The organism is Tenacibaculum sp. IMCC1 (assembly GCF_054906355.1).
This window is the reverse complement of record NZ_CM142818.1, coordinates 2971408-2993532: the sequence shown is the minus strand read 5'-3', so window position 1 is coordinate 2993532 and position 22125 is coordinate 2971408. Positions and strand designations below refer to the sequence as shown.

At 32.9% G+C, this 22125-nt stretch carries 21 protein-coding genes and 1 tRNA gene; 21 read left to right on the top strand and 1 reads right to left on the bottom strand.

Annotated features, from left to right (window positions below; translation table 11 throughout):
* Positions 1–87: 87 nt before the first annotated feature.
* The 15 genes from ACXIHB_RS13930 (at position 88) to ACXIHB_RS13860 (ending at position 15715) form a co-directional block, all read left to right on the top strand.
* On the top strand, positions 88–552 hold the full coding sequence (locus ACXIHB_RS13930) for a MarR family winged helix-turn-helix transcriptional regulator (protein ID WP_047790064.1): 465 nt from the start codon (positions 88–90) through the stop codon (positions 550–552).
* A 17-nt stretch (positions 553–569) separates the two neighbouring features.
* The gene (locus ACXIHB_RS13925) at positions 570–2975 is read left to right on the top strand and encodes a 3-hydroxyacyl-CoA dehydrogenase/enoyl-CoA hydratase family protein (RefSeq protein ID WP_047790063.1); all 2406 of its coding nucleotides are present in this window, start codon (positions 570–572) and stop codon (positions 2973–2975) included.
* Positions 2976–3043: 68 nt separating this feature from the next.
* Positions 3044–4234 carry an acetyl-CoA C-acyltransferase gene (locus ACXIHB_RS13920; RefSeq protein WP_125344664.1) on the top strand — a complete coding sequence of 397 codons (1191 nt, stop codon included), beginning with the start codon at positions 3044–3046 and terminating at the stop codon, positions 4232–4234.
* A gap of 33 nt (positions 4235–4267) precedes the next feature.
* The gene (locus ACXIHB_RS13915) at positions 4268–4624 is read left to right on the top strand and encodes a four helix bundle protein (protein ID WP_167714205.1); all 357 of its coding nucleotides are present in this window, start codon (positions 4268–4270) and stop codon (positions 4622–4624) included.
* Positions 4625–4658: 34 nt separating this feature from the next.
* Positions 4659–6467, top strand: coding sequence for an acyl-CoA dehydrogenase family protein (locus tag ACXIHB_RS13910; RefSeq protein ID WP_462098487.1), 1809 nt, complete (start codon positions 4659–4661; stop codon positions 6465–6467).
* A gap of 274 nt (positions 6468–6741) precedes the next feature.
* On the top strand, positions 6742–7743 hold the full coding sequence (locus ACXIHB_RS13905) for a PliI family lysozyme inhibitor of I-type lysozyme (RefSeq protein WP_253057080.1): 1002 nt from the start codon (positions 6742–6744) through the stop codon (positions 7741–7743).
* A gap of 11 nt (positions 7744–7754) precedes the next feature.
* Positions 7755–8183, top strand: coding sequence for an META domain-containing protein (locus ACXIHB_RS13900; protein ID WP_253057081.1), 429 nt, complete (start codon positions 7755–7757; stop codon positions 8181–8183).
* 178 nt (positions 8184–8361) lie between these two features.
* The gene (locus tag ACXIHB_RS13895) at positions 8362–8760 is read left to right on the top strand and encodes a hypothetical protein (RefSeq protein ID WP_462098486.1); all 399 of its coding nucleotides are present in this window, start codon (positions 8362–8364) and stop codon (positions 8758–8760) included.
* A gap of 381 nt (positions 8761–9141) precedes the next feature.
* Positions 9142–9552, top strand: coding sequence for a Fur family transcriptional regulator (locus ACXIHB_RS13890; RefSeq protein ID WP_073184592.1), 411 nt, complete (start codon positions 9142–9144; stop codon positions 9550–9552).
* 67 nt (positions 9553–9619) lie between these two features.
* The gene (locus ACXIHB_RS13885) at positions 9620–11803 is read left to right on the top strand and encodes a TonB-dependent receptor (protein WP_173359715.1); all 2184 of its coding nucleotides are present in this window, start codon (positions 9620–9622) and stop codon (positions 11801–11803) included.
* Between the two features lies 1 nt (position 11804).
* On the top strand, positions 11805–12599 hold the full coding sequence (locus ACXIHB_RS13880) for a cation transporter (protein WP_253057082.1): 795 nt from the start codon (positions 11805–11807) through the stop codon (positions 12597–12599).
* A 316-nt stretch (positions 12600–12915) separates the two neighbouring features.
* Positions 12916–13440 carry a TetR/AcrR family transcriptional regulator gene (locus tag ACXIHB_RS13875; RefSeq protein ID WP_047790169.1) on the top strand — a complete coding sequence of 175 codons (525 nt, stop codon included), beginning with the start codon at positions 12916–12918 and terminating at the stop codon, positions 13438–13440.
* A gap of 5 nt (positions 13441–13445) precedes the next feature.
* Entirely contained in the window at positions 13446–13856 is a 411-nt protein-coding gene (locus ACXIHB_RS13870; protein ID WP_047790170.1) for a nuclear transport factor 2 family protein, read from the top strand.
* A gap of 209 nt (positions 13857–14065) precedes the next feature.
* Entirely contained in the window at positions 14066–14986 is a 921-nt protein-coding gene (locus ACXIHB_RS13865) for a leucine-rich repeat domain-containing protein (RefSeq protein ID WP_462098485.1), read from the top strand.
* Between the two features lie 117 nt (positions 14987–15103).
* A complete protein-coding gene (locus ACXIHB_RS13860; RefSeq protein ID WP_349265098.1) occupies positions 15104–15715 on the top strand; it encodes an aspartyl/asparaginyl beta-hydroxylase domain-containing protein in 612 nt (203 codons plus the stop codon).
* Between the two features lie 54 nt (positions 15716–15769).
* On the opposite strand, the gene trxB is transcribed toward ACXIHB_RS13860, so the two are convergent.
* Positions 15770–16708, bottom strand: a complete 939-nt coding sequence (trxB, locus tag ACXIHB_RS13855) for a thioredoxin-disulfide reductase (protein ID WP_047790172.1) — start codon at positions 16706–16708, stop codon at positions 15770–15772.
* Between the two features lie 224 nt (positions 16709–16932).
* Here trxB and ACXIHB_RS13850 point away from each other — a divergent pair.
* From ACXIHB_RS13850 to ACXIHB_RS13825, 6 genes are all read left to right on the top strand, one after another.
* Positions 16933–17007: transfer RNA gene (locus tag ACXIHB_RS13850), tRNA-Pro, on the top strand.
* Positions 17008–17123: 116 nt separating this feature from the next.
* Complete coding sequence (locus ACXIHB_RS13845) at positions 17124–17987, top strand: AraC family transcriptional regulator (protein ID WP_047790173.1); 864 nt, start codon at positions 17124–17126, stop codon at positions 17985–17987.
* An 80-nt stretch (positions 17988–18067) separates the two neighbouring features.
* Positions 18068–18703: a class I SAM-dependent methyltransferase gene (locus ACXIHB_RS13840; RefSeq protein ID WP_462098484.1), complete on the top strand. Its 636-nt coding sequence runs from the start codon at positions 18068–18070 to the stop codon at positions 18701–18703.
* Positions 18704–18706: 3 nt separating this feature from the next.
* Positions 18707–19408, top strand: a complete 702-nt coding sequence (locus tag ACXIHB_RS13835) for a DUF2490 domain-containing protein (RefSeq protein WP_462098483.1) — start codon at positions 18707–18709, stop codon at positions 19406–19408.
* A gap of 612 nt (positions 19409–20020) precedes the next feature.
* Positions 20021–20719: an ABC transporter ATP-binding protein gene (locus ACXIHB_RS13830; RefSeq protein WP_462099345.1), complete on the top strand. Its 699-nt coding sequence runs from the start codon at positions 20021–20023 to the stop codon at positions 20717–20719.
* A gap of 2 nt (positions 20720–20721) precedes the next feature.
* Positions 20722–22125, top strand: coding sequence for a DUF3526 domain-containing protein (locus tag ACXIHB_RS13825; RefSeq protein ID WP_167714238.1), 1404 nt, complete (start codon positions 20722–20724; stop codon positions 22123–22125).

Sequence of the window (22125 nt, the reverse complement as noted above, 5' to 3'; positions counted from 1 at the left end):
TTAATTTTTTGTTAATTTTATTATGCATGCATAACTTTTTTATAAAATACTATGCATGCATAATAAAATTTTATATATTTGGCATTCATGGATAAGGATAAATCAATAGATCACCAATTAAGAGCCACGTGGCAAGCCGTTGCTAAAATGTATAACGAGCAAGCTGCAAAGCATGATAGCACAATGGCTACGGCTTTTGCTTTATTGAATATAGATTTTGAAAACGGTACTCCTTCAACTGCTCTGGGACCGTTAATGGGAATGGAACCTACAAGTCTTTCTCGTTTGTTAAAGACAATGGAAGACAAAGGAGTTATATGTCGCGAAAAAAATCCTAATGATGGTAGAAGCGTTATTTTAAAGCTTACTAAATATGGTAAAGAAATGCGTGAAGTTTCAAAAGGGCATGTATACCAATTCAATAATAAAGTAAGAGAACATATTACTGAAGAAGAATTAGAAACCTTCTTCAAAGTAACAACAACAATAAACAAACTAATTACAGATAAGTTAATATACGAAGAAGAAAATATTGACAATAAAGCTGTATAAAACAAACCAACAAACAAATGGCAAGAAGAATTAAAAAAGTAGCAATTATCGGTTCTGGTATCATGGGATCAGGTATTGCATGTCATTTTGCTAACATTGGCGTTGAAGTATTGCTTTTGGACATCGTTCCAAGAGAGCTTAACGACAAAGAAAAAGCAAAAGGATTAACCTTAGAAGACAAAGTAGTTCGTAACCGTTTGGTAAATGATGCTTTGACTGCTTCATTAAAGTCGAAACCATCACCTATCTACAATAAAAAATTTGCAGATAGAATTACTACTGGGAACCTTGAGGACGATTTACACAAAGTAAAAGATGTAGATTGGATTATGGAAGTAGTTGTTGAACGCTTAGACATTAAACAAAGTGTTTTTGAGCAAGTTGAGAAATACCGTACTCCTGGTACTATTATTTCTACCAACACTTCAGGTATTCCTATTAAGTTTATGAACGAAGGACGTAGTGAAGATTTCCGTAAACACTTTGCGGTTACACACTTTTTTAACCCTCCTCGTTATTTAAAATTATTTGAAGTTGTTCCAGGACCTGACTGTAAACAAGAAGTTACAGACTTCTTAATGGATTATGGTTCTAAATTCTTAGGAAAAACTTCAGTATTAGCAAAAGATACTCCAGCGTTTATTGGAAACCGTATAGGTATCTTCGGAATCCAATCGTTATTCCACCAAGTAAAAGAATTAGGGCTAACTATTGAAGAGGTTGATAAATTAACAGGGCCAGTTATTGGACGCCCTAAATCAGCTACTTTCCGTACTGTTGATGTTGTTGGATTAGATACTTTAGTACACGTTGCTAACGGAATCTATGAAAACTGTCCTAACGATGAAGCACACGACTTATTTAAGTTGCCAGATTTCATCAACACAATGATGGAAAATAAGTGGTTAGGAAACAAAACCAAACAAGGTTTTTACAAAAAAACAACCAATGCTGAAGGAAAGCGTGAAATTTTAGCTTTAGACTTAAATACGATGGAATACCGTCCGTCTAAAAAAGCAAAATTTGCTACCTTAGAATTAACAAAAACAATCGATAAGCCAATTGACCGATTTAAAGTATTAGTTGGCGGAAAAGATAAAGCAGGAGAATTCTACCGTAAGAACTTCGCAGCAATGTTTGCGTATGTTCAAAATAGAATTCCAGAAATTTCTGATGAATTATACAGAATTGACGATGCCATGAAAGCTGGTTTCGGATGGGAAAATGGTCCTTTCGAAATTTGGGATGCTGTAGGAGTTGAAAAAGGTATCGAATTAATGAAAGCTGAAGGAAAAGAGCCTGCTGCTTGGGTTACTGAAATGGTAGCTAAAGGAGAAAAATCTTTCTATACAGTTAAAGACGGTGCAACATATTACTACGATGTACCTGCAAAAGCACAAGTTAAAAAACCAGGACAAGATTCATTTATCATCTTAGATAACATTCGTAAAACTACTGAGGTATTCAAAAACTCTGGAGTTGTGATTGAAGATTTAGGAGACGGAATTTTAAACTGTGAATTCCAATCTAAAATGAATACCATTGGTGGTGATGTTTTAGCAGGATTAAACAAAGCAGTTGATTTAGCTGAAAAAGACTTCCAAGGATTAGTAATTGGTAACCAAGCTGCAAACTTCTCTGTAGGTGCCAACATCGGAATGATTTTTATGATGGCTGTTGAGCAAGAGTACGATGAGTTAAACATGGCGATCAAATATTTCCAAGATACCATGATGCGTATGCGTTACTCTGCAATTCCTACCATTGCTGCTCCTCACGGAATGGCATTAGGTGGTGGATGTGAATTATCATTACACGCTGATAAAGTAGTTGCTGCTGCTGAAACATACATCGGATTAGTAGAGTTTGGAGTTGGAGTAATTCCTGGTGGTGGTGGATCTAAAGAAATGGCGTTAAGAGCTCAGGACTTATTCCACACTGGTGATGTTCAATTAAACGTATTACAAGAGCACTTCTTAACTATTGGTATGGCTAAAGTGGCAACTTCAGCTTATGAAGCATACGACTTAAACCTACTACAAAAAGGAAAAGATGTTGTGGTTGTAAACAAAGACCGTCAAATTGCAGAAGCTAAAAAGCACGCTGTGTTATTAGCTGAAGCAGGTTATACACAACCAGTAAAACGTAAAGATGTTTTAGTATTAGGTAAGCAAGCCTTAGGAATGTTCTTAGTAGGAACAGACTCTATGGAAGCTTCTAAATATATTTCTGAACACGATCAGAAAATTGCAAACAAACTAGCCTATGTAATGGCTGGAGGAGATTTATCAGAACCAACAAAAGTTACTGAGCAGTATTTATTAGACCTTGAGCGTGAAGCTTTCTTAAGTTTAACTACTGAAAGAAAAACGTTAGAGCGTATTCAGCATATGTTAAAAACTGGTAAACCTTTACGTAATTAAAATTACTATGCTATTAGCCTCTAGCTGTTAGCAAATAGCTAAAAGCCAATAGCCAAAAGCAAGAAAATATGAAAACAGCATATATAGTAAAAGGATATAGAACCGCCGTAGGGAAATCTAAAAAAGGTGTGTTCAGATTTAAAAGAGCTGACGAATTAGCTGCTGAAACCATCAAGTATATGATGACAAAGTTGCCAGAATTCGACGTAAAGCGTATCGACGATGTTATTGTTGGTAACGCAATGCCAGAAGGTTCTCAAGGATTAAACATGGCAAGAATTATTTCGTTAATCGGATTAGATTCTGTAGATGTTCCTGGAGTTACCGTAAACCGTTTCTGCTCATCAGGATTAGAAACTATTGGTATGGCAGTAGCAAAAATTCAATCTGGAATGGCAGAATGTATTATTGCTGGTGGAGCAGAAAGCATGAGTTCTGTACCAATGACAGGTTTTAAACCAGAATTAAACTACGATATCGTAAATGCAGGTCACGAAGATTACTATTGGGGAATGGGTAATACTGCAGAAGCAGTAGCTCAACAATACAATGTATCTCGTGCAGATCAAGATCAATTTGCATACGAATCGCACATGAAAGCTTTAAAAGCATTAGATAGTGATCGTTTCCAAGATCAAATAGCTCCAATTGATGTAGAAGAAACTTACATTGATGGAAACGGAAAACGCGCTACAAGAAATTACACAGTTACTAAAGACGAAGGTCCACGTCGTGGAACCAGCGTAGAAGCCTTAGCAAAATTACGTCCAGTATTTGCTGCTAACGGTTCTGTTACCGCTGGTAACTCATCACAAACAAGTGATGGAGCTGCCTTTGTTATGGTAATGAGTGAAGATATGGTAAAAGAGTTAGGTATTCAACCAGAAGCTCGTTTAGTAAGTTATGCAGCAGCAGGAGTACCACCTCGTATTATGGGAATTGGTCCTGTAGCAGCTATTCCAAAAGCATTAAAACAAGCAGGTTTACAACAAAGTGATATTGAATTAATTGAGCTAAACGAAGCGTTTGCTTCACAATCGTTAGCTGTTATTCGCGAATTAGGATTAAATCCGGATATCGTTAACGTAAATGGTGGGGCAATTGCTTTAGGTCACCCATTAGGATGTACTGGTGGTAAACTATCTGTTCAGTTATTTGATGAAATGCGTAAGCGTAACATGAATAACAAATACGGAATGGTAACCATGTGTGTAGGTACTGGTCAAGGTGCTGCTGGTATTTTTGAATTCCTAAATTAAGAAACAAGACTATTAGAATCAAGAAACAAGACGATGCACAATTTCAAAAAATTAAAAATTTGGACTGAAAGCATGAATTTAGTTTCTGATTCTTATAAATTAACTAGAACCTTTCCAAACTTTGAAAAGTTTGGCTTGGTTTCTCAGATGAATAGATGTGCTGTTTCTATTCCTTCTAACATAGCTGAGGGTTCAAGTAAAAGCACTAACAAACATTTTAATAAATATTTAGAAGATAGCTTAGGTTCTTCATTTGAATGGGAAACACAATTAATTATTGCTTTTAATGAAAGCTACCTATCTGAAGAAAAGTTTAAAGAATTAGAACAAAAAATTAAGTCAATACAAAAAATGATTTCAAGTTTCCAATCTGGTCTGAATAAGTCTTGACTCTTGGCTCTTGAATCTTAAAATCTAATATACTATGTCAGAATTAACAAAAGATCTTTTACGCGGAGGGCAGTTCCTAGTAAAAGAAACAAAATGTGAAGATATATTTACTCCTGAAGATTTTTCAGAAGAGCAAACAATGATGCGTGATGCGGTTAAAGAGTTTAACGACCGTGAAATCATTCCTCATAAAGAACGTTTCGAAAAGAAAGATTATGCACTTACCGAAGAAACTATGCGTAAAGCTGGTGAATTAGGATTCTTAGGTGTGGCTGTTCCTGAAGCTTATGGCGGATTAGGAATGGGATTCGTTTCTACAATGTTAACATGTGATTACATTTCAAGTGGAACAGGATCTTTTAGTACAGCTTTTGGTGCACATACAGGTATTGGTACGATGCCAATTACGTTATACGGTACAGAAGAGCAAAAGCAAAAATATGTTCCTGCATTAGCAATGGGAGAGCGTTTTGGAGCTTACTGTTTAACAGAACCAGGAGCTGGATCGGATGCGAACTCAGGAAAAACTACTGCTGAGTTAACTGAAGACGGAAAGCACTACAAAATTAACGGACAAAAAATGTGGATTTCGAATGCAGGTTTTGCTGAAATCTTCATCGTTTTTGCTCGTATCGAAGACGATAAAAACATTACTGGTTTTATCTTAGAATATGATAAAAACAATCCTAACGGAGTAACTTTAGGAGAAGAAGAACACAAATTAGGTATTCGTGCCTCTTCAACTCGTCAGGTATTTTTCAACGATACCTTAGTTCCTGTTGAAAACATGTTATCTGTTCGTGGTGGTGGATTCAAAATCGCAATGAACGCCTTAAACGTTGGTCGTATTAAGTTAGCTGCTGCTTGTTTAGATTCTCAAAGAAGAATTGTAACTCATGCTGTAAACTATGCAAACGAGCGTAAGCAATTTAAAACTCCTATTACTGAGTTTGGAGCTATTAAAATGAAATTAGCTGAAATGGCTACTAACGCTTATGTTGGTGAGTCTGCATCATATAGAGCAGCTAAAAATATTGAAGACAGAATCGCTATTCGTGAATCTGAAGGAAACACGCATCAAGAAGCAGAATTAAAAGGTGTTGAAGAATACGCTATTGAATGTTCTATCTTAAAAGTAGCAGTTTCAGAAGACGTACAAAATTGTGCTGATGAAGGAATCCAAATTTTTGGAGGTATGGGATTCTCTGAAGAAACTCCAATGGAGTCTGCTTGGAGAGATGCTCGTATTGCACGTATCTACGAAGGAACTAACGAAATTAACCGTTTATTATCGGTAGGAATGTTAGTTAAAAAAGCAATGAAAGGTCATGTAGATTTATTAAATCCTGCAATGGCAGTTCAAAACGAATTAATGGGAATTCCTTCTTTCGATACTCCAGATTATTCTGAATTATTCTCAGAAGAAAAAGAAATTCTTGCTAAACTTAAGAAAGTATTCTTAATGGTTGCAGGAGCTGCGTTACAAAAATTTGGACCAGAGTTAGAGCAACACCAACAGTTATTAACTGCTGCTTCAAATATTTTAATTGAAATATATATGGCAGAATCTGGAATTTTAAGAACAGAAAAGAACGCGAAGCGTTTTGGTGAAGAGGCTCAAAAAGAACAGATTGCAATGGCTAAGTTATACTTACACAATGCTGTTGAAATTATTACCAAAAGTGCAAGAGAAGGAATTATTTCTTTCGCTGAAGGTGATGAGCAACGTATGATGTTAATGGGACTTAAGCGTTTTACAAAGTATGCAAACTACCCTAACGTAGTTGAATTACGTAATACAATCGCAGAAAAATTAAAAGCAGAAAATAAATACTGCTTCTAAACATATTAAAACTACCTAATGTTGCTAACAAGCATAGGTAGTTTTTTAAAACTTTCTTCAACTTTTATAGGTTTTAGAATTTAGTTGTTTGTTTAAAAGATCGTCAAATTAGGTTTTGGCGGTCTTTTTTTATGCCCTCAAAAAACGTTATTAAACCTATACGCTACAATATCAACCTACTAAAAAACAAGAATCTTAAGGTTTTCTTAAAACGTTTTTTCATATCTTTAATGGTATATTTATTGTTATTTAGAAGCAAAAAACATAAAATAGCATGATAAAACTTACCAATTCAGCACTACTAGTAATAGCATTTTTAGCCATCGTTAGCTGTAAAAACGAAGCAAAAAAAACAGATACACAAGAAACCACAAAACAAGAAACTGTAGCTACAATTACTGATGTTACAGGAAACTACGTTTCTTCAGAATATGAAAAAAGAAACGAAGGGTACGATTGGGTTTCAGTTGCTGTAAAACCTGCCGCAAATGACAATATAAAAATTGCTGTTCGCTCACGTGCTGACAAGAAAAAACCTACTTGTACTTTTGACGCTCTTGCTAAAAAAGCAAATGACAGCACGTATACAACTGACATAAATGGTAAGACTGTAGTATTTTCTTTTAAAAACAAACAAATTTCTATTGCAACGGCAAACAAAGAAGATAACGGTTTATTAAACTTTTACTGTTCAGGTGGAGGAAGTCTTGCAGGTTCTTATCATAAAATTGAAGGAAACCTTGACCAAACACAGATAGACAAAACCATTTTTAGAAAAAATGTAACCTTACAAGGAATTAGTTTTAGCATTGCTACTCAAAAAAATGGAATGGAAACTGAATTAACAGTTACTCCTTACGGATTAGAAATTGACAATTCTGCCGTTACTCAAACAATTGATGGTAGTGTTGTTGATGCTGAAATTGAAGATTTAAACTCTGATGGTTCTCCAGAAATATTAATCTATACAAAATCTGACGGAAGTGGAAGCTACGGAAATGTAATAGGATTTTCAGTAAACAATAAAAAATCGATGAGTCAAATATACTTCCCTCCTATTACCGATAATAAAGAATTAAGTAAGGGATATATGGGGCACGATGAATTTACCATTATTGAAACAACCTTAGCGCAACGTTTTCCTATTTATAAAGAAGAAGATTCTAATGCTAACCCAACAGGAGGTACCAGACAAATTACATACAAATTGGTAGATGGTGAAGCATCAAGAAAATTTGTAGTAAAAAACTCAACTGAATTTAATACTAATAACTAAACTTACATATTATGAAAAAACTATCATTTGTATTCGCAGTAATTCTATTAATTACAGTGTCTTGTGCTAAAAAAGATACTGCTGAACAATTATACGGAACCGCTTGGGAACTAGAATACATCTCTGGACCTAGAATTGCTTTTGAAGGATTGTTTCCTGATAAAAAGCCACAACTTACGTTTGATAAAGAAACAAAGAAAGCTACAGGAAATAATGGTTGTAACGGTTATGCTGCTGAATTTACGTTAGGAGAAGAAAATGCGATTTCTTTTGGAGAACCAGGACCAACAACTATGATGTACTGCGGACAAGGAGAACAAGAGTTTTTAAAAACCATTAAAAAAGTAAACAAGTATAGTTTTGACTTAGAAGGAAAACTAAACTTATTAATGGACGATGTAACCATGATGCGCTTTAAAAAAGTAACTACTGAAAAATAATTCACGATAGTTGTTACTTTAAACGAATTAATAACTTAGGGGAAACCTCATACTATACAGCCTTTTTTTGGTTTGTTGGTATGAGGTTTATTTTTTACTGCCAAAGGCAACGTCCGCTAATAAGTATACAGTGAATGTTGGGTTGAATCTGTACTGATGTAAAAGCAGAGAGCATGCCGTGATATTAGCGACCCATGCCGCGGTGTCTGCGGAGCACGCCGTAATATCAGCGACCCGTGCCGCGGTGTCTGCGGAGCATGCCGTGATATTAGCGACCCGTGCCGTGGTGTCAACGGAGTACGCCGTGATATTAGCGACCCATGCCGTAGTGTCTTCGGAGCATGCCGTGATATCAGCGACCCGTGCCGTGGTGTCTGCGGAGCACGCCGTGATATCAGCGACCCATGCCGCGGTGTCAACGGAGCACGCCGTGATATCAGCGACCCGTGCCGTGGTATCTTCGGAGCATGCCGTGATATTAGCGACCCATGCCGCGGTGTCTGCGGAGCACGCCGTGATATCAGCGACCCATGCCGTGGTGTCTTCGGAGCATGCCGTGATATTAGCGCCCGATTAACGGGGAGTATTCAATAAAGTGTGTCAACTTGTTTAAAGTTGCTCCTATTACTGAAGAAGGAAGACAACCGATTAGGCTTCGTTTGTAGTCCCGATAAAAAAGTTGCACTTTTTTATCTTATTTCTTTATATTTGAAAGTGTTAATAAAATTGCTAAAAGTTCCGCATATCTTACCGTAAAAGGAATATATAAGTAATTTTATTACGTATATAAACTAGTTGTGCATAATGCAAAAAACCGTGCTAAAATTGAACATTTGAACTAAAAAAGCCAACCGCACAAACAGCACATTTATTTTTTTCCAACCGCAAAAAGCCACCGCTGAAAAAAATAAAAGAGCTGTTTTTCGCCAACGCTCGAAAAAAATGATACATTAGGAAAATGCAAACCGAAGAAGAAATCCTAAAAATAAAAAAAGTGAAAAACACCGCAGTCAGAACTGTGGTTTTACGTCATCTTTTGAGCCAAGAAAAAGCCCAATCTTTAAAAGATATTGAAAACGCATTGGCATACATGGACAGAAGTTCGATTTTCAGAACACTCAAAACATTTGAGGAAAACAAAGTCATCCACAGCATTGAAGATGGTTCTGGAATGACCAAATATGCGGTTTGTGCCAAAGGCTGTAACTGCGACCCAAAGGATTTGCACTATCATTTTTATTGCACAAACTGCGATAAAACATTCTGCCTTTTTGATGTTCCTATTCCAAAAATTCAACTTCCCGAAAACTTTAAGTTACAACAAGCAAATATGGTCGTAAAAGGCTTGTGCGACAACTGCAACAAGTAATCTTTGCAATCGAGTTGCAGTAAATCCTAAATACATTTGCATTATTCTTTTAAACCAGAATAAGCAGATGAAAAACATATTTTTAAACACATTATTTCTATTCGTATCAATTATATCTTTCGCACAGACGAGCGATATTTCCATTTCTGTTAGCGATGCAGAAACCAACGAACCATTATTGGGTGCTACGGTCTATTTTGAAGAATTAGAAAAAGGAGCAGTAACAGATTTTGACGGAATTGCCACATTTACAGAAATCCCAAATGGAAACCATATTATAAAAATTTCATACATAGGCTTCAAAACCATAGAAACTACTATTGATGTTGGAACAAAAAAGGAGTTCGCTTTCAAGCTCGAATCTGGAGGTAATGAACTTGACGAAGTTGTCATACAATCTTCAAGAAGTACACGAACTGTTAGAAAAATTCCAACTCGAATTGAATTTATTGGAGCGGAAGAATTAGGCGAAAAAGCGGTAATGAACCCAACCAATATTTCAATGGTACTTCGGGAAAGTACAGGAATACAGATGCAACAAACTTCTTTAAGTAGTGCGAATACCAACATTAGAATTCAAGGTCTTGATGGACGTTACACACAACTTTTACGAGATGGATTTCCACTTTATGGCGGATTTTCAAGCGGTTTGAGTATTCTGCAAATTCCGCCATTGGACTTAAAACAATTTGAAATCATTAAAGGAAGTTCATCAACACTTTATGGTGGTGGAGCAATTGGAGGTTTGATAAATATGGTATCAAAAACACCTGACGAAGAGCCAACTTTGGATATTATGTTGACACAAACACAAGCATTAGGAAGTACAGCTAATGTATTTTATAGCAAACGAAATGAAAAATTTGGAGTTTCATTATACGGTTCAGGTCATTATCAAAAGGCTTACGACCCAGAAGATGATGGCTTTAGTAATTTACCACAAACAACATCTATTTCTTTCAACCCAAAATTCTTTTATTATCCATCAGAAAAAACAACATTTTGGTTTAGCTTAAACGGAACGTATGACGACAGAATTGGTGGCGACATCACAAAAATTGAAAGTGGCGCAAATGGCATCCATCAATATACCGAAGAAAATCTATCAAAAAGGTTGAGCAGTCAAGCGGTTTACGAAACTCAATTAGATTCGGTTAGTTCATTAAATATTAAAAACAGCATCTCATTCTTTGATAGAAAACTAACCATTCCCGATTTTGTTTTTGATGGTAAACAAACCAATACATTCACGGAAATAAACTATCAAAAGTCCGCCAATAAAACAGATTGGATTTTTGGTGCAAATCTCTATACTTCTGCTTTTGATGAAAATAATAATGTGACTTTGCAACGTGACCAAACAGACATAACATTCGGAGCATTTGTAAATAATATTTATGACATTTCGGATAATTGGATTTTGGAAACAGGATTACGAGCAGATTACAATACTGATTTTGGATTCTTTCCGCTTCCAAGAGTTTCATTGCTATACAAAAACGATAGTGGATTTTCGAGCAGAATTGGTGGTGGATTAGGTTACAAAATTCCAGATATTTTTACAGAAGAGGCGGAATTTATCAATTTTAGAAATGTACTTGGTATTGATAAATCTTCACTAAATGCGGAACGTTCTTATGGTGTAAATCTTGATTTCAACTATCAAACACGTTTATTTGAAACTGTTGGTTTTTCTATTAATCAACTGTTTTATGTAACTGCGATTAATGATGCATTACTGTTAAATTCAACTGATAATGGATTTTTCCAATTTGAGAATGCAACAGATGAAATTTTGAGCAAAGGTGCTGAAACAAACATCAAGTTTACCTATAAAGATTTTAGGTGGTTCCTAAATTATGCACTCATTGACACAAGGTTGAACTATTTAGCTGGCAATCCTCAAAAACCTTTGACAGCAAAACATAACGCAGGAAGTGTTTTGATGTACGAATCTGAAAAATGGCGAATCGGTTATGAAACGTTTTACACAGGAAAGCAATTTTTGTCTAATGGAACAGAAACAACCGACTTCATAACAATGGGTTTTGTGGCAATGCGAAATTTTAAATGGGGAACAACTTTTGTGAATTTTGAAAACTTTACCGATAGAAGACAAAGCAGGTTCTCGCCTTTGGTTTTGCCACCACACGACAATCCAGAATTTCCCGAAATATATGCACCAACAGACGGTTTTATATTTAGCGTTGGAGTAATTATCAAACCTTTTGGAAACGAAGATGACGACTAAAATGAACAAAACGATATTTGAAATCAGTAAGATGGATTGTCCTTCAGAGGAAAATCTAATCCGAATGAAACTGGACGGAATTCAAGAAATCAAAAATCTTGATTTTGACATTCCAAACCGAAAATTGACCGTTTTTCACGATGGTCATAACGACCAAATTGAAAAGTCAATTATCGAATTAAAATTAGGCGGAAAGAAAATCTCGACCGAAGAAACCAACGAAAAAGATTTTGTAGAAAACACCAACCAAAAAAAGCTACTTTGGATTGTACTGGCGATAAATTTTGTCTTTTTTATTATCGAAATGACAACAGGAATAATCTCAAAATCAATGGGACTTGTTGCCGACAGCCTGGATATGCTTGCCGACAGTTTCGTTTACGGAATTAGCTTGTTTGCAGTTGGCGGAACGTTGATTAAGAAAAAGCGGATTGCAAAACTTGCTGGATATTTTCAAATCACACTTGCGATTATTGGATTTGTGGAAGTTTTAAGAAGATTTTTCGGAGACGAGAAACTTCCCGATTTTTCGACAATGATTATCGTTTCGATTTTTGCACTTATCGCAAACGGAATTTGTCTTTACATTTTGCAAAAGTCAAAAAGCAAAGAAGAGGCACATATGAAAGCGAGTATGATTTTTACCTCGAATGACGTGATTATCAATTTAGGAGTTATAATCGCTGGACTTTTGGTAAATTGGTTAAGTTCGAGCAAACCTGATTTGATTATTGGAACCATTGTTTTTGTTTTAGTAATTCAAGGAGCTTTTCGAATTTTAAAACTAAGTAAGTAAAGACAAGGCTACATTGATAGAGTTTGATAGCTCTTTTTTATCTCCAAAAGTATCATATAAACTAGCCCTATTAATTCCTAAATGGTAAACCAAATCTTAAACAAAAGTTGCTGAATAGCCTTCGTTTCCAAAACAAACACATTGCTTTGGTTAATGCTTCTTCTTCATTAAATGATTTAACTCTTGGCATATAAAAAATGTGGAAGTGTAAATAACTTCCACAGAATTAGTTTATTTATTAAATTAAAAATGTTAAAACTCCGAACAGACTTGTCTGTTCTTTAAAATTCATATAACTTTGACAAAAATTAAGAGTATGAGTAGCCCTAGAGAACGTATATTAGAAACTGTAGCCCATTTATTTCATCAACAAGGTTATAACAGCACGGGTATTAACCAAGTTATTAAAGAAGCTAAAGTAGCCAAAGCAAGTTTTTATCAGCACTTTAAATCAAAAGATGCTTTGTGTGTCGACTTCTTAAACAATAGACACGAATTTTGGTTTAAAGAACTATTTAAGTTTACTTCAAAAAGTAAAAATTCAAAAGACACAATACTCCTTTCTTTTGATTTTGTAGCTCATATGAATACAAAAGAGGATTTCAGGGGGTGTAGTTTTTTGAATATTCTATCAGAAATATCAAAAGAGCAAGAAACTATACTCATAGTGATTCAATCTCATAAAAAAGAATTGAATAATTTTTTTCAGGAGTTAACAGATAACGAATTACTAGCTACCCATATTTACCTACTTTTTGAAAGTGCTATCATAGAAAGTCAACTCTTCAAATCAAATGAAATAGTATATAAATCAAAAAAAATAATACAAAACTTACTATAATTATTATGGAACAGAAACATCCACTCCCTCCTTTTACTCTTGAAACAGCTAAACAAAAAATTCAACTAGCAGAAGATGCTTGGAACTCTCAAAATCCTGAAAAAATTGCATTAGCTTACACTATAGATAGTGAATGGAGAAATAGAGACACTTTTGTAAATGGTAGAGAAGAAATTATTAACTTCCTGAGTAAAAAGTGGCAAAATGAGCTTAATTATAAACTAAAAAAAGAATATTGGGCTCACAGTGAAAATAGAATTGCTGTACGCTTTGAATATGAATATCAGAACAAAGAAGGCAAATGGTATAGAGCTTATGGTAATGAAAACTGGGAGTTTGACAATAACGGACAAATGAAAAAAAGATATGCCAGTATTAATGATCTTGAAATAGAGGAAACTGATAGGTATCTTTAATATCCTTAATTTTTTTAGCATAAAAATAACAGTGGCTCTGATAAATCATCAGAGTCACTTTTTGTATTTTTATAACTTGAATAAAAATTGGAAAAGTTAATTTAAAAAACTCCTATTCCTAAATCTTACTCGCTGTATTTTGCTCCTAAAAATTAAAATAATAACAATATCTCATAAATTAAAACTACGCTTAAAAAATTAAACAGCTTATGAAATCTTTATTTTTAAAATATAAAATTGCTTACACTACACTTGTCTTAGCTCTATTCCTTTTTTCCTCTTGTTCTAGTGACGATGAGACTCCTGATACTGGAAATGATGTTTATATTAGCATACCTGATAAACATTTTGAGGCAATATTAGTAGAACAAAAGTTAGATAGTGACGGTAGTATTAATCAAAAAATATCAATAGAAGATGCAAAAAAAATTACTCGTTTAAACTTAAACTTAGATCGTAGTTTTGGTGAAACGAGTGACTTAACTGGTATTGAAGCTTTTTCAAACTTAACGTATTTATCTGCTGCTGGACAAAAGATTAAAGCTATTAACCTAAGCTCTAACACAAAGTTAGATACCTTATATTTAAACGCAAACTACTTAACTACTATTGATCTTAGTAATAATCCTAATCTTCTTTTAGCAGATATTCATTCTAACGACCTTACGACTATTACAGGCTTGGAAAAAGCTGGTAAGCTTAAAATATTAAATTTATCTTTTAATAAATTAACTCATTTAAATATATCTAATAATTCTTTAGAAGAATTAACGGTAACTAACAATTTACTAACTTCATTTAAAACAGAAAACACCTCAAAATTAAAAAGTGTTGTATTAACAAGTAATAAAATTACTTCTATTAGTATTGATGACATTAGCCCTTTAGAAACATTTTTAGCTTCAGACAATCAAATAAATGCTATTAATATTCATTCATTTATCAATTTAAAACATCTGTACATCACTAGTAATTTACTTACTAATTTAGATGTTAGTTCTAATTTGAAACTTGAAGATTTAAGAGTAGACAGAAATCCTGATTTAACTTGTATTAAAATTAATGCAGACCAAGCAATACCAACTGTTTATAAATCTGATAGTCAAAAATTAAGTGACACTTGCTTATAAATTACAAATGGTTAGAATAAAAGAGGTAACTTTATAAAAATGTAACACTTAGGAAAAAAATTCTACTTTTTTGTAGTTTTACAATATACTAACTCAAACTTTTATAAACATAGGTCTATGGAAACAGTTACTACTAGGACAAGTAATGCTTTTAGTGATCGTATTAAGCTACCTCTTAACTTTAATACCGCTAAAATGCTTGAAGAGGCTAAAGCTTTACAGCTAGATAATTTTGAATATTATGATGTAATTCCTTTACGGTCACCCGCACATTTAGTGGATACCTCATTACCTTTTCCGCCCCCTGCTGAAGATTATGCTGATGGTTCTTGGACAGATTGGCTAGATACTAATGCCTTAAAAAAGTCTCCGTATTTAACTAGTGTTATCGATTTTTTTAAAGAGAATACTACTGTTAATTTAGTTAGGTTACTTCGACTGGCTCCACACTCAACAGTTAAAGAACACACAGATCCTACCTTAGGTTTGGAGGTTGAAAAATCAGTAATACGACTTACTATTCCTATCTTAAATAATGAAAATGTAACTTTTTATTTGAATAACACTCCCGTACTCATGAAACCTGGGGAATGCTGGTATATGCGACTTACCGATCCTCATAAAGTTATTAATAATGGTGATGAGGAACGCATAAACCTTACTATTGATATGATTCCTAATGATTGGATTCGACAGCTTATTCGTGAAAGCGAACAAAATTCTAAATAAAATAAAAAGGGTACGCTAATACGTACCCTTTTTTAATTTTATATACTTTATGTTTTATTCTAATGCTCCCAAGTAACGTTCAGCATCTAAAGCCGCCATACATCCTGTACCTGCGGCTGTTACAGCTTGACGATATTCTTTGTCTTGCACATCACCTGCAGCAAAAACTCCTGGTAAATTAGTTTTAGTAGATTTTCCTTTAGTAATTAAATAACCTGTTTCATCCATGTCTAAAACATCTTTAAACAATTCAGTATTTGGTTTGTGCCCTATTGCAATAAATACACCTGTTACTGGAATCTCCGTTTTTTCACCTGTTTCATTATTCACAGCACGAACTCCTTCAACAACATTCTCACCTAATACCTCATCAATTTCAGTGTTATACATAACAGTAATATTTTCTGTTTTGTTTACGCGGTGTTGCATTGCCTTTGAAGCACGCATATAATCTTTACGAACTAACATGGTAACTTTACTACAAATGTTAGCTAAATAGGTTGCTTCTTCTGCTGCGGTATCACCTGCTCCAACAACAACAACATCTTGTCCTTTATAAAAGAACCCATCACAAGTAGCACAAGCAGAAACTCCACCACCAATTAAACGTTGCTCACTTTCTAAACCTAAATATTTAGCAGTAGCTCCTGTAGAAATAATAACAGTTTGAGCTTCTATTTCTGTTGATTCATCCACAATTACTTTATGAATTCCTCCTTCTTCGTTAGAAAACTCTACTTTAGTTACCATTCCAAAACGTACATCTGTTCCAAAACGCTCTGCTTGACTTTTTAAATCTTCCATCATTGCTGTACCATCAGTACCTTTTGGATAACCTGGAAAATTATCAACTTCTGTAGTGGTTGTTAACTGTCCTCCCATTTGCATTCCTGTGTACATAACTGGTTTCATGTCTGCCCTTGCTGCATATATTGCTGCTGTGTAACCTGCTGGACCAGACCCAATAATCAAACATTTAATTTTTTCTGCCATTATCTTGAATTTTTTGAAGTTACAAATGTAATTTTTTTTTATTTCTAGTTATATCCTTTTAAATATATTTTAACTATTACCTTATAAGGTCAAATTATTTAATAATTGTTTCTTTTTTTTATTTGTAGTTCACTTTTTTTTTCTACATTTGCAGTCCCAATTAAAAACAGGGTGTAGCCTCTCGTTTTACTCGAGATAAACTACATTACGATTTTTACACTTTTCGGGGTGTAGCGTAGCCCGGTCATCGCGCCTGCTTTGGGAGCAGGAGGTCGCAGGTTCGAATCCTGCCACCCCGACTTAAAAGTCCTATGAATTATATAATTTATAGGACTTTTTTATTTTTTAGAATTACTTATTATTCCTTGCTCTTTTTCTACTTAAATTTGTATTACATTAGTTAGATTCTAACCTCATGAAAACCATCCCTGTAAGACATTTAAAAACTTCTCAAAAAGAACCTAACCTATCTGGTGATTTTATGATTAAAAATCTTCAGGAACTTCTTAATGGAAAAGATATGGTTCACGAGCTTCATAGACATGATTTTTTCTTCTTTTTAGTATTGAAAAAAGGCACTGGAAATCACGAAATAGATTTTGTTAATTATGATGTTACAGATCATACTATTTTTATAATCCGACCTGGTCAAGTGCACGAATTAGAACTAAGAAGTAATAGTGAGGGGTTTATGATTCAGTTTAATACTGATTTTTACTATCCTTTTAATAAAAGAATGAATTCTCTATTACAAAAAGTAAGTGCTTCAAATTATTATCAATTAGAGGAAGACCTTTTTTCAAAAATTAATTTTTTATTGACATCTATTTTTTCAGAATACAAGGATAAAACTGAAGCATATAAAGAAGTTATAAAATCTAATCTTCATATTTTTTTTATAGAATTACTGAGGCTAAGAAATACCAACAATAAAACTCCTAACACTAAAGATCTGTATATTCAAGAATCTCTTGATAAATTTTTACATTTATTAGAAACAAACATTACTAGTATAAAACAAGTTTCAAAATATGCTAGCATGTTAAATCTATCTAACTATCAATTAAACACTATAACAAAACAGACTTTAGGTAAAACAGCTTCAGAACTTATAAACGAGCAAATTATATTAGAATCCAAAAGATATCTTTTAGCATCTTCCAATCAAATAAACCAAATAGCATATCACTTAGGTTATGATGATGTTTCTTATTTTATTAGATTTTTTAAAAAACATACAGGTTATTCTCCTGATGCATATAGAAAAAAACTAAAATAAGTACAATACTACTTTACATTTATCCTATCATAAAATTTTAAACTCACTATACTTTTACATCATATAATTTAAATCAAAATATGATGAAAAAAAGCGATATAAAATATACAGCATTTTGGGATGAAAGGTATCAAAACTTAGATTTTGCTTATGGTAAAGAGCCTAACTTATTTTTTAAAGAAGAACTTCAAAAATTAAAAATAGGAACTATTTTACTGCCTGCTGATGGAGAAGGTAGAAATGGTGTATATGCTTCCAAATTAGGATGGAATGTTACTGCAACCGATTTAAGTATTGAAGGAAAGAATAAGGCTCAAAAATTAGCCAACGAATCAGGTGTGCCTCTAAAATATATTGTAGGCGATATACAAGATCTTGAATTTCCAAGAGAGTCTTTTGATGTTATTGGTTTAATTTACGCACATTTTTCTGCTTGGAAAATTTCTAGTATTCATCAAAAATTGACTACACTTCTTAAACCTAATGGGTATATAATTTTTGAAGCTTTTAGTAAAAATCATCTAAATTATCAGAAAAATAATCCTAAAATAGGTGGTCCAAAAGATGTAGACATGCTTTTTTCTTTAGAACAAATACAACAAGATTTTACTGGTTTTGAAATTCAATTTTTAGAAGAAAAAGAAGTCTTTTTGAATGAAGGAAATTCTCACAACGGTAAAGGAAGTGTGATTCGTTTTATAGGTAAAAAACTCTAGACAATGATGAAAAAATTACTAGCTACAGTATTTTTATTTGTAATTTTTAAGAGTTATGCCCAAAAAGTCGACCAGTTTAATTCATGGTGGTATTATTCTGGTAAGTACCAATTAACTAAAAAGTTCAATATTGAAACGTTATACTCTTGGAGTAGACATAATTTTGTTAAGGATTGGCAGCAATCAAAGTTAAGGATTGGCACAAGTTATGACTACTTAAAAAATCTAAGTTTTGGTGCTGGATATGAATGGGTAGTGCTCTTTCCTTATGGAGCACATCCCGTTCCTACAAAGAGAACTGAACATCGTATTTATGAGTACTTCACCATAAAAAATAAAATTAAAAAAGTTTCTGTCAATTATGGAATGCTACTAGAACAGCGTATTATGGAAGACAAAACAAGACATAGATTACGATTAATATTTGGTGCAAAAACACCAATCATACGATCTAAAGAGGGTAAAACAATAATAGGCTTGTCATTCTCTAATCAAGTATTTTTAGATGTTGATAGATATGCAAATAATAAAAATCTTAGTCAAAACAGAATTTATGGTGCTTTTGATATCCCTTTAAATAGTGCTTTGGCATTAAGTATAGGCTATATGAATCAATACATAATTATAAAAGAAAACCGTATTGAAAACAACCATACTTTAATGGTAAAACTATCTCATAAAATTGATTTTAGAAAAAAACTCTAACATATTCTCTTATAATATAAATTATTATCTCTTAAATATCTCTTTTTAATGTTTTTGAGATTGTTTTTTTTAACTAAGCAATACATACTTATATATAAAGATTTTATTATTTTAGTCATTAAAATAACACATAGCTTGAAACGCTTTAAAGCACATATTGCCCTTATTTTCTTAACAGTCTTTATTAGTGTTAAGCTGGTTGGATTACATGCTCTTACTCATGAAGATAGTACAGTGGAGGATTGTAGCAGTTGTGAATACGTTATAGTAGGTAATAAAACTCCTATTATTTGCCTTCAAACAATCACTATAAATTTCACTGCTGTAAATAAACCTATTTTTAATAGTGTTTTTTTCAAAATTACTATATACTTCAAAGACTTTATAAACTATTCTCTTTTTTCCAGGCCCCCTCCTATTTATTAGTTCTTTATTAAAATACAGAATTAAACACTGGTAGTTTATCTTAAAATAAGATACTAAAAAACAAAACATTACTACATAATTAATATTTCTATTTTTTAGAGTTTATTAATTACTGTAGTAGTACTAGATATTAATAGAATTAGTTACTTAAAACTTACATATACATGATACAAACAAACAAACAAGCTGACAAAAAAATATGGTGATTTTATTGCTGTAAATAATTTAGACTTACAGGTTAATGAAGGTGAAATCTTATGTTTACTTGGTGCCAACGGTGCTGGTAAATCTACAACAATTAACATGTTATTAAACTTTATTAATCCTACATCTGGAATTGCAAAAATTAATGGTTTGGAGGTTACTAAACATCCAATCAAAACTAAAAATTTCATTACTTATATTCCAGAAAATCTAATGCTATATGCTTCATTATCTGCTATAGAAAATTTAGATTATTTTTTAAAACTCTCTGGAAAAAAAATTGACAAGCCTGAACTTAGTTTATTTTTAGAAGAAGCAGGTTTACAAAAAGAAGCTCATAATAAATATGTCAATACATTTTCTAAAGGAATGCGACAAAAAGTTGGAATTGCTTTAGCTATTGCTAAAGAATCTAAAGTTCTACTTTTAGATGAACCTACATCGGGTTTAGATCCTAAATCTAGTAATGAATTCTCTGATCTTTTATTAAAAATGAAATCTGAAGGAGTTGCTATTTTAATGGCTACTCATGATTTGTTTCGTGCAAAAGATATTGCTACTCACATAGGCATTATGCGTAATGGCACACTACAAAGTACTAAAGCTTCTGATGAAATAACATTATCAGAGTTAGAGAAATTGTACTTAGATATTATGAATTTTAAAAATGTAATAGCTTAATTATGAAAACTATTATTTGTAAAGAACTTACTGAACTACGGAGAGATGGACGCTTTGGGTTTTCAATAATCATAATACTTATACTCCTTTTAATTGCTGGTATTACTAGTTATAATCAATTTAAAACTATAAATAAACAATATAGTATTTCTAAAGAAAAGGAAAGGAGTATGTGGGATACGCAAGGAGATAAAAATCCTCACTCTGCTGCTCATTACGGCACATATGCTTTTAAACCTAAGTTTGCTTTATCATTATTTGATAATGGTGTGAATAAATATACAGGAAACTCTATTTTCTTAGAAGCTCATAAAAGAAATGAAGCTGCTTATAGTGAAGCTTCGGATCAAACAGAACTAGCAAGGTTTGGTACATTATCTCTCAACTTTGTACTGTTATATTTAATTCCTCTGCTTATATTATTAATGGGCTACAATACTTTTACTAAAGAAAAAGAATTAGATACACTACGTTTGTTAAAAAGTCAAGGTGTTTCACCTGTAAAACTAGCTTTAGGTAAATGGTTTTCTATCTTTATTCCAGTTTTCATATTAAATACAATAGTTTTTCTTGTTGTTGGCATATTCCTTTCTTCCAACAGTTTTACAGGTCTTTTTAGTTGGAACAATTTAAGCCTACTTTATACCTCTTACTTAGTTTATTATATGATTATTGTTACCATAACTATACTTATATCATCAATTAGTAAATCTTCAGGAATTTCTTTAGTTGTAAATATGTCTTTATGGATTCTGTTTTGCTTCATTACACCGAAAATAGCTACCAACTTAGCAAACGACTTTCATCCTTACCCAACGAAACAACAATTTCAAGCTAGCATTAAACAAGATAAAGAAAAAGGACTAGATGGTCATAATCCATGGAGTAAAGAGGCTCAAATTTTAAAAGAAAGAACATTAAAAGAGTACGGTGTAGATAGTATTCAGCAACTGCCTTTTAATTACGATGCTTACAGAATGCAAAAAGGAGAAGAACATGAAGCTAGAGTTTACAAAAAACATTATGGTTTTTTAAAAGAGGTTTTTGAAAATCAAAACACTACTTATCAAAAACTAGCCGTAATTTCTCCTTTTATACCTATTAGAATTCTTTCTATGGATATTGCCAATACTGGTTATATAGCGCATTGGAACTTTACCGATGCAGCCGAAAGTTATAGGGTTAGTACTCAGAAGTTTTTAAATGATGATTTCAAAAACAATTCAAAAACAGGAGATTGGAGCTACAAAACCGAAGCTGATAAGTTTTCAAAACTACCCGAATTTAAATATCATCCTCCAAATTTATCTACTATCATTACCTGGAACTTTAAGAACTTTTTTATTCTTTTTATTTGGTTGCTTGTACCTTTTTATTTACTAATTACTTTCTCTAAAAAATTATAA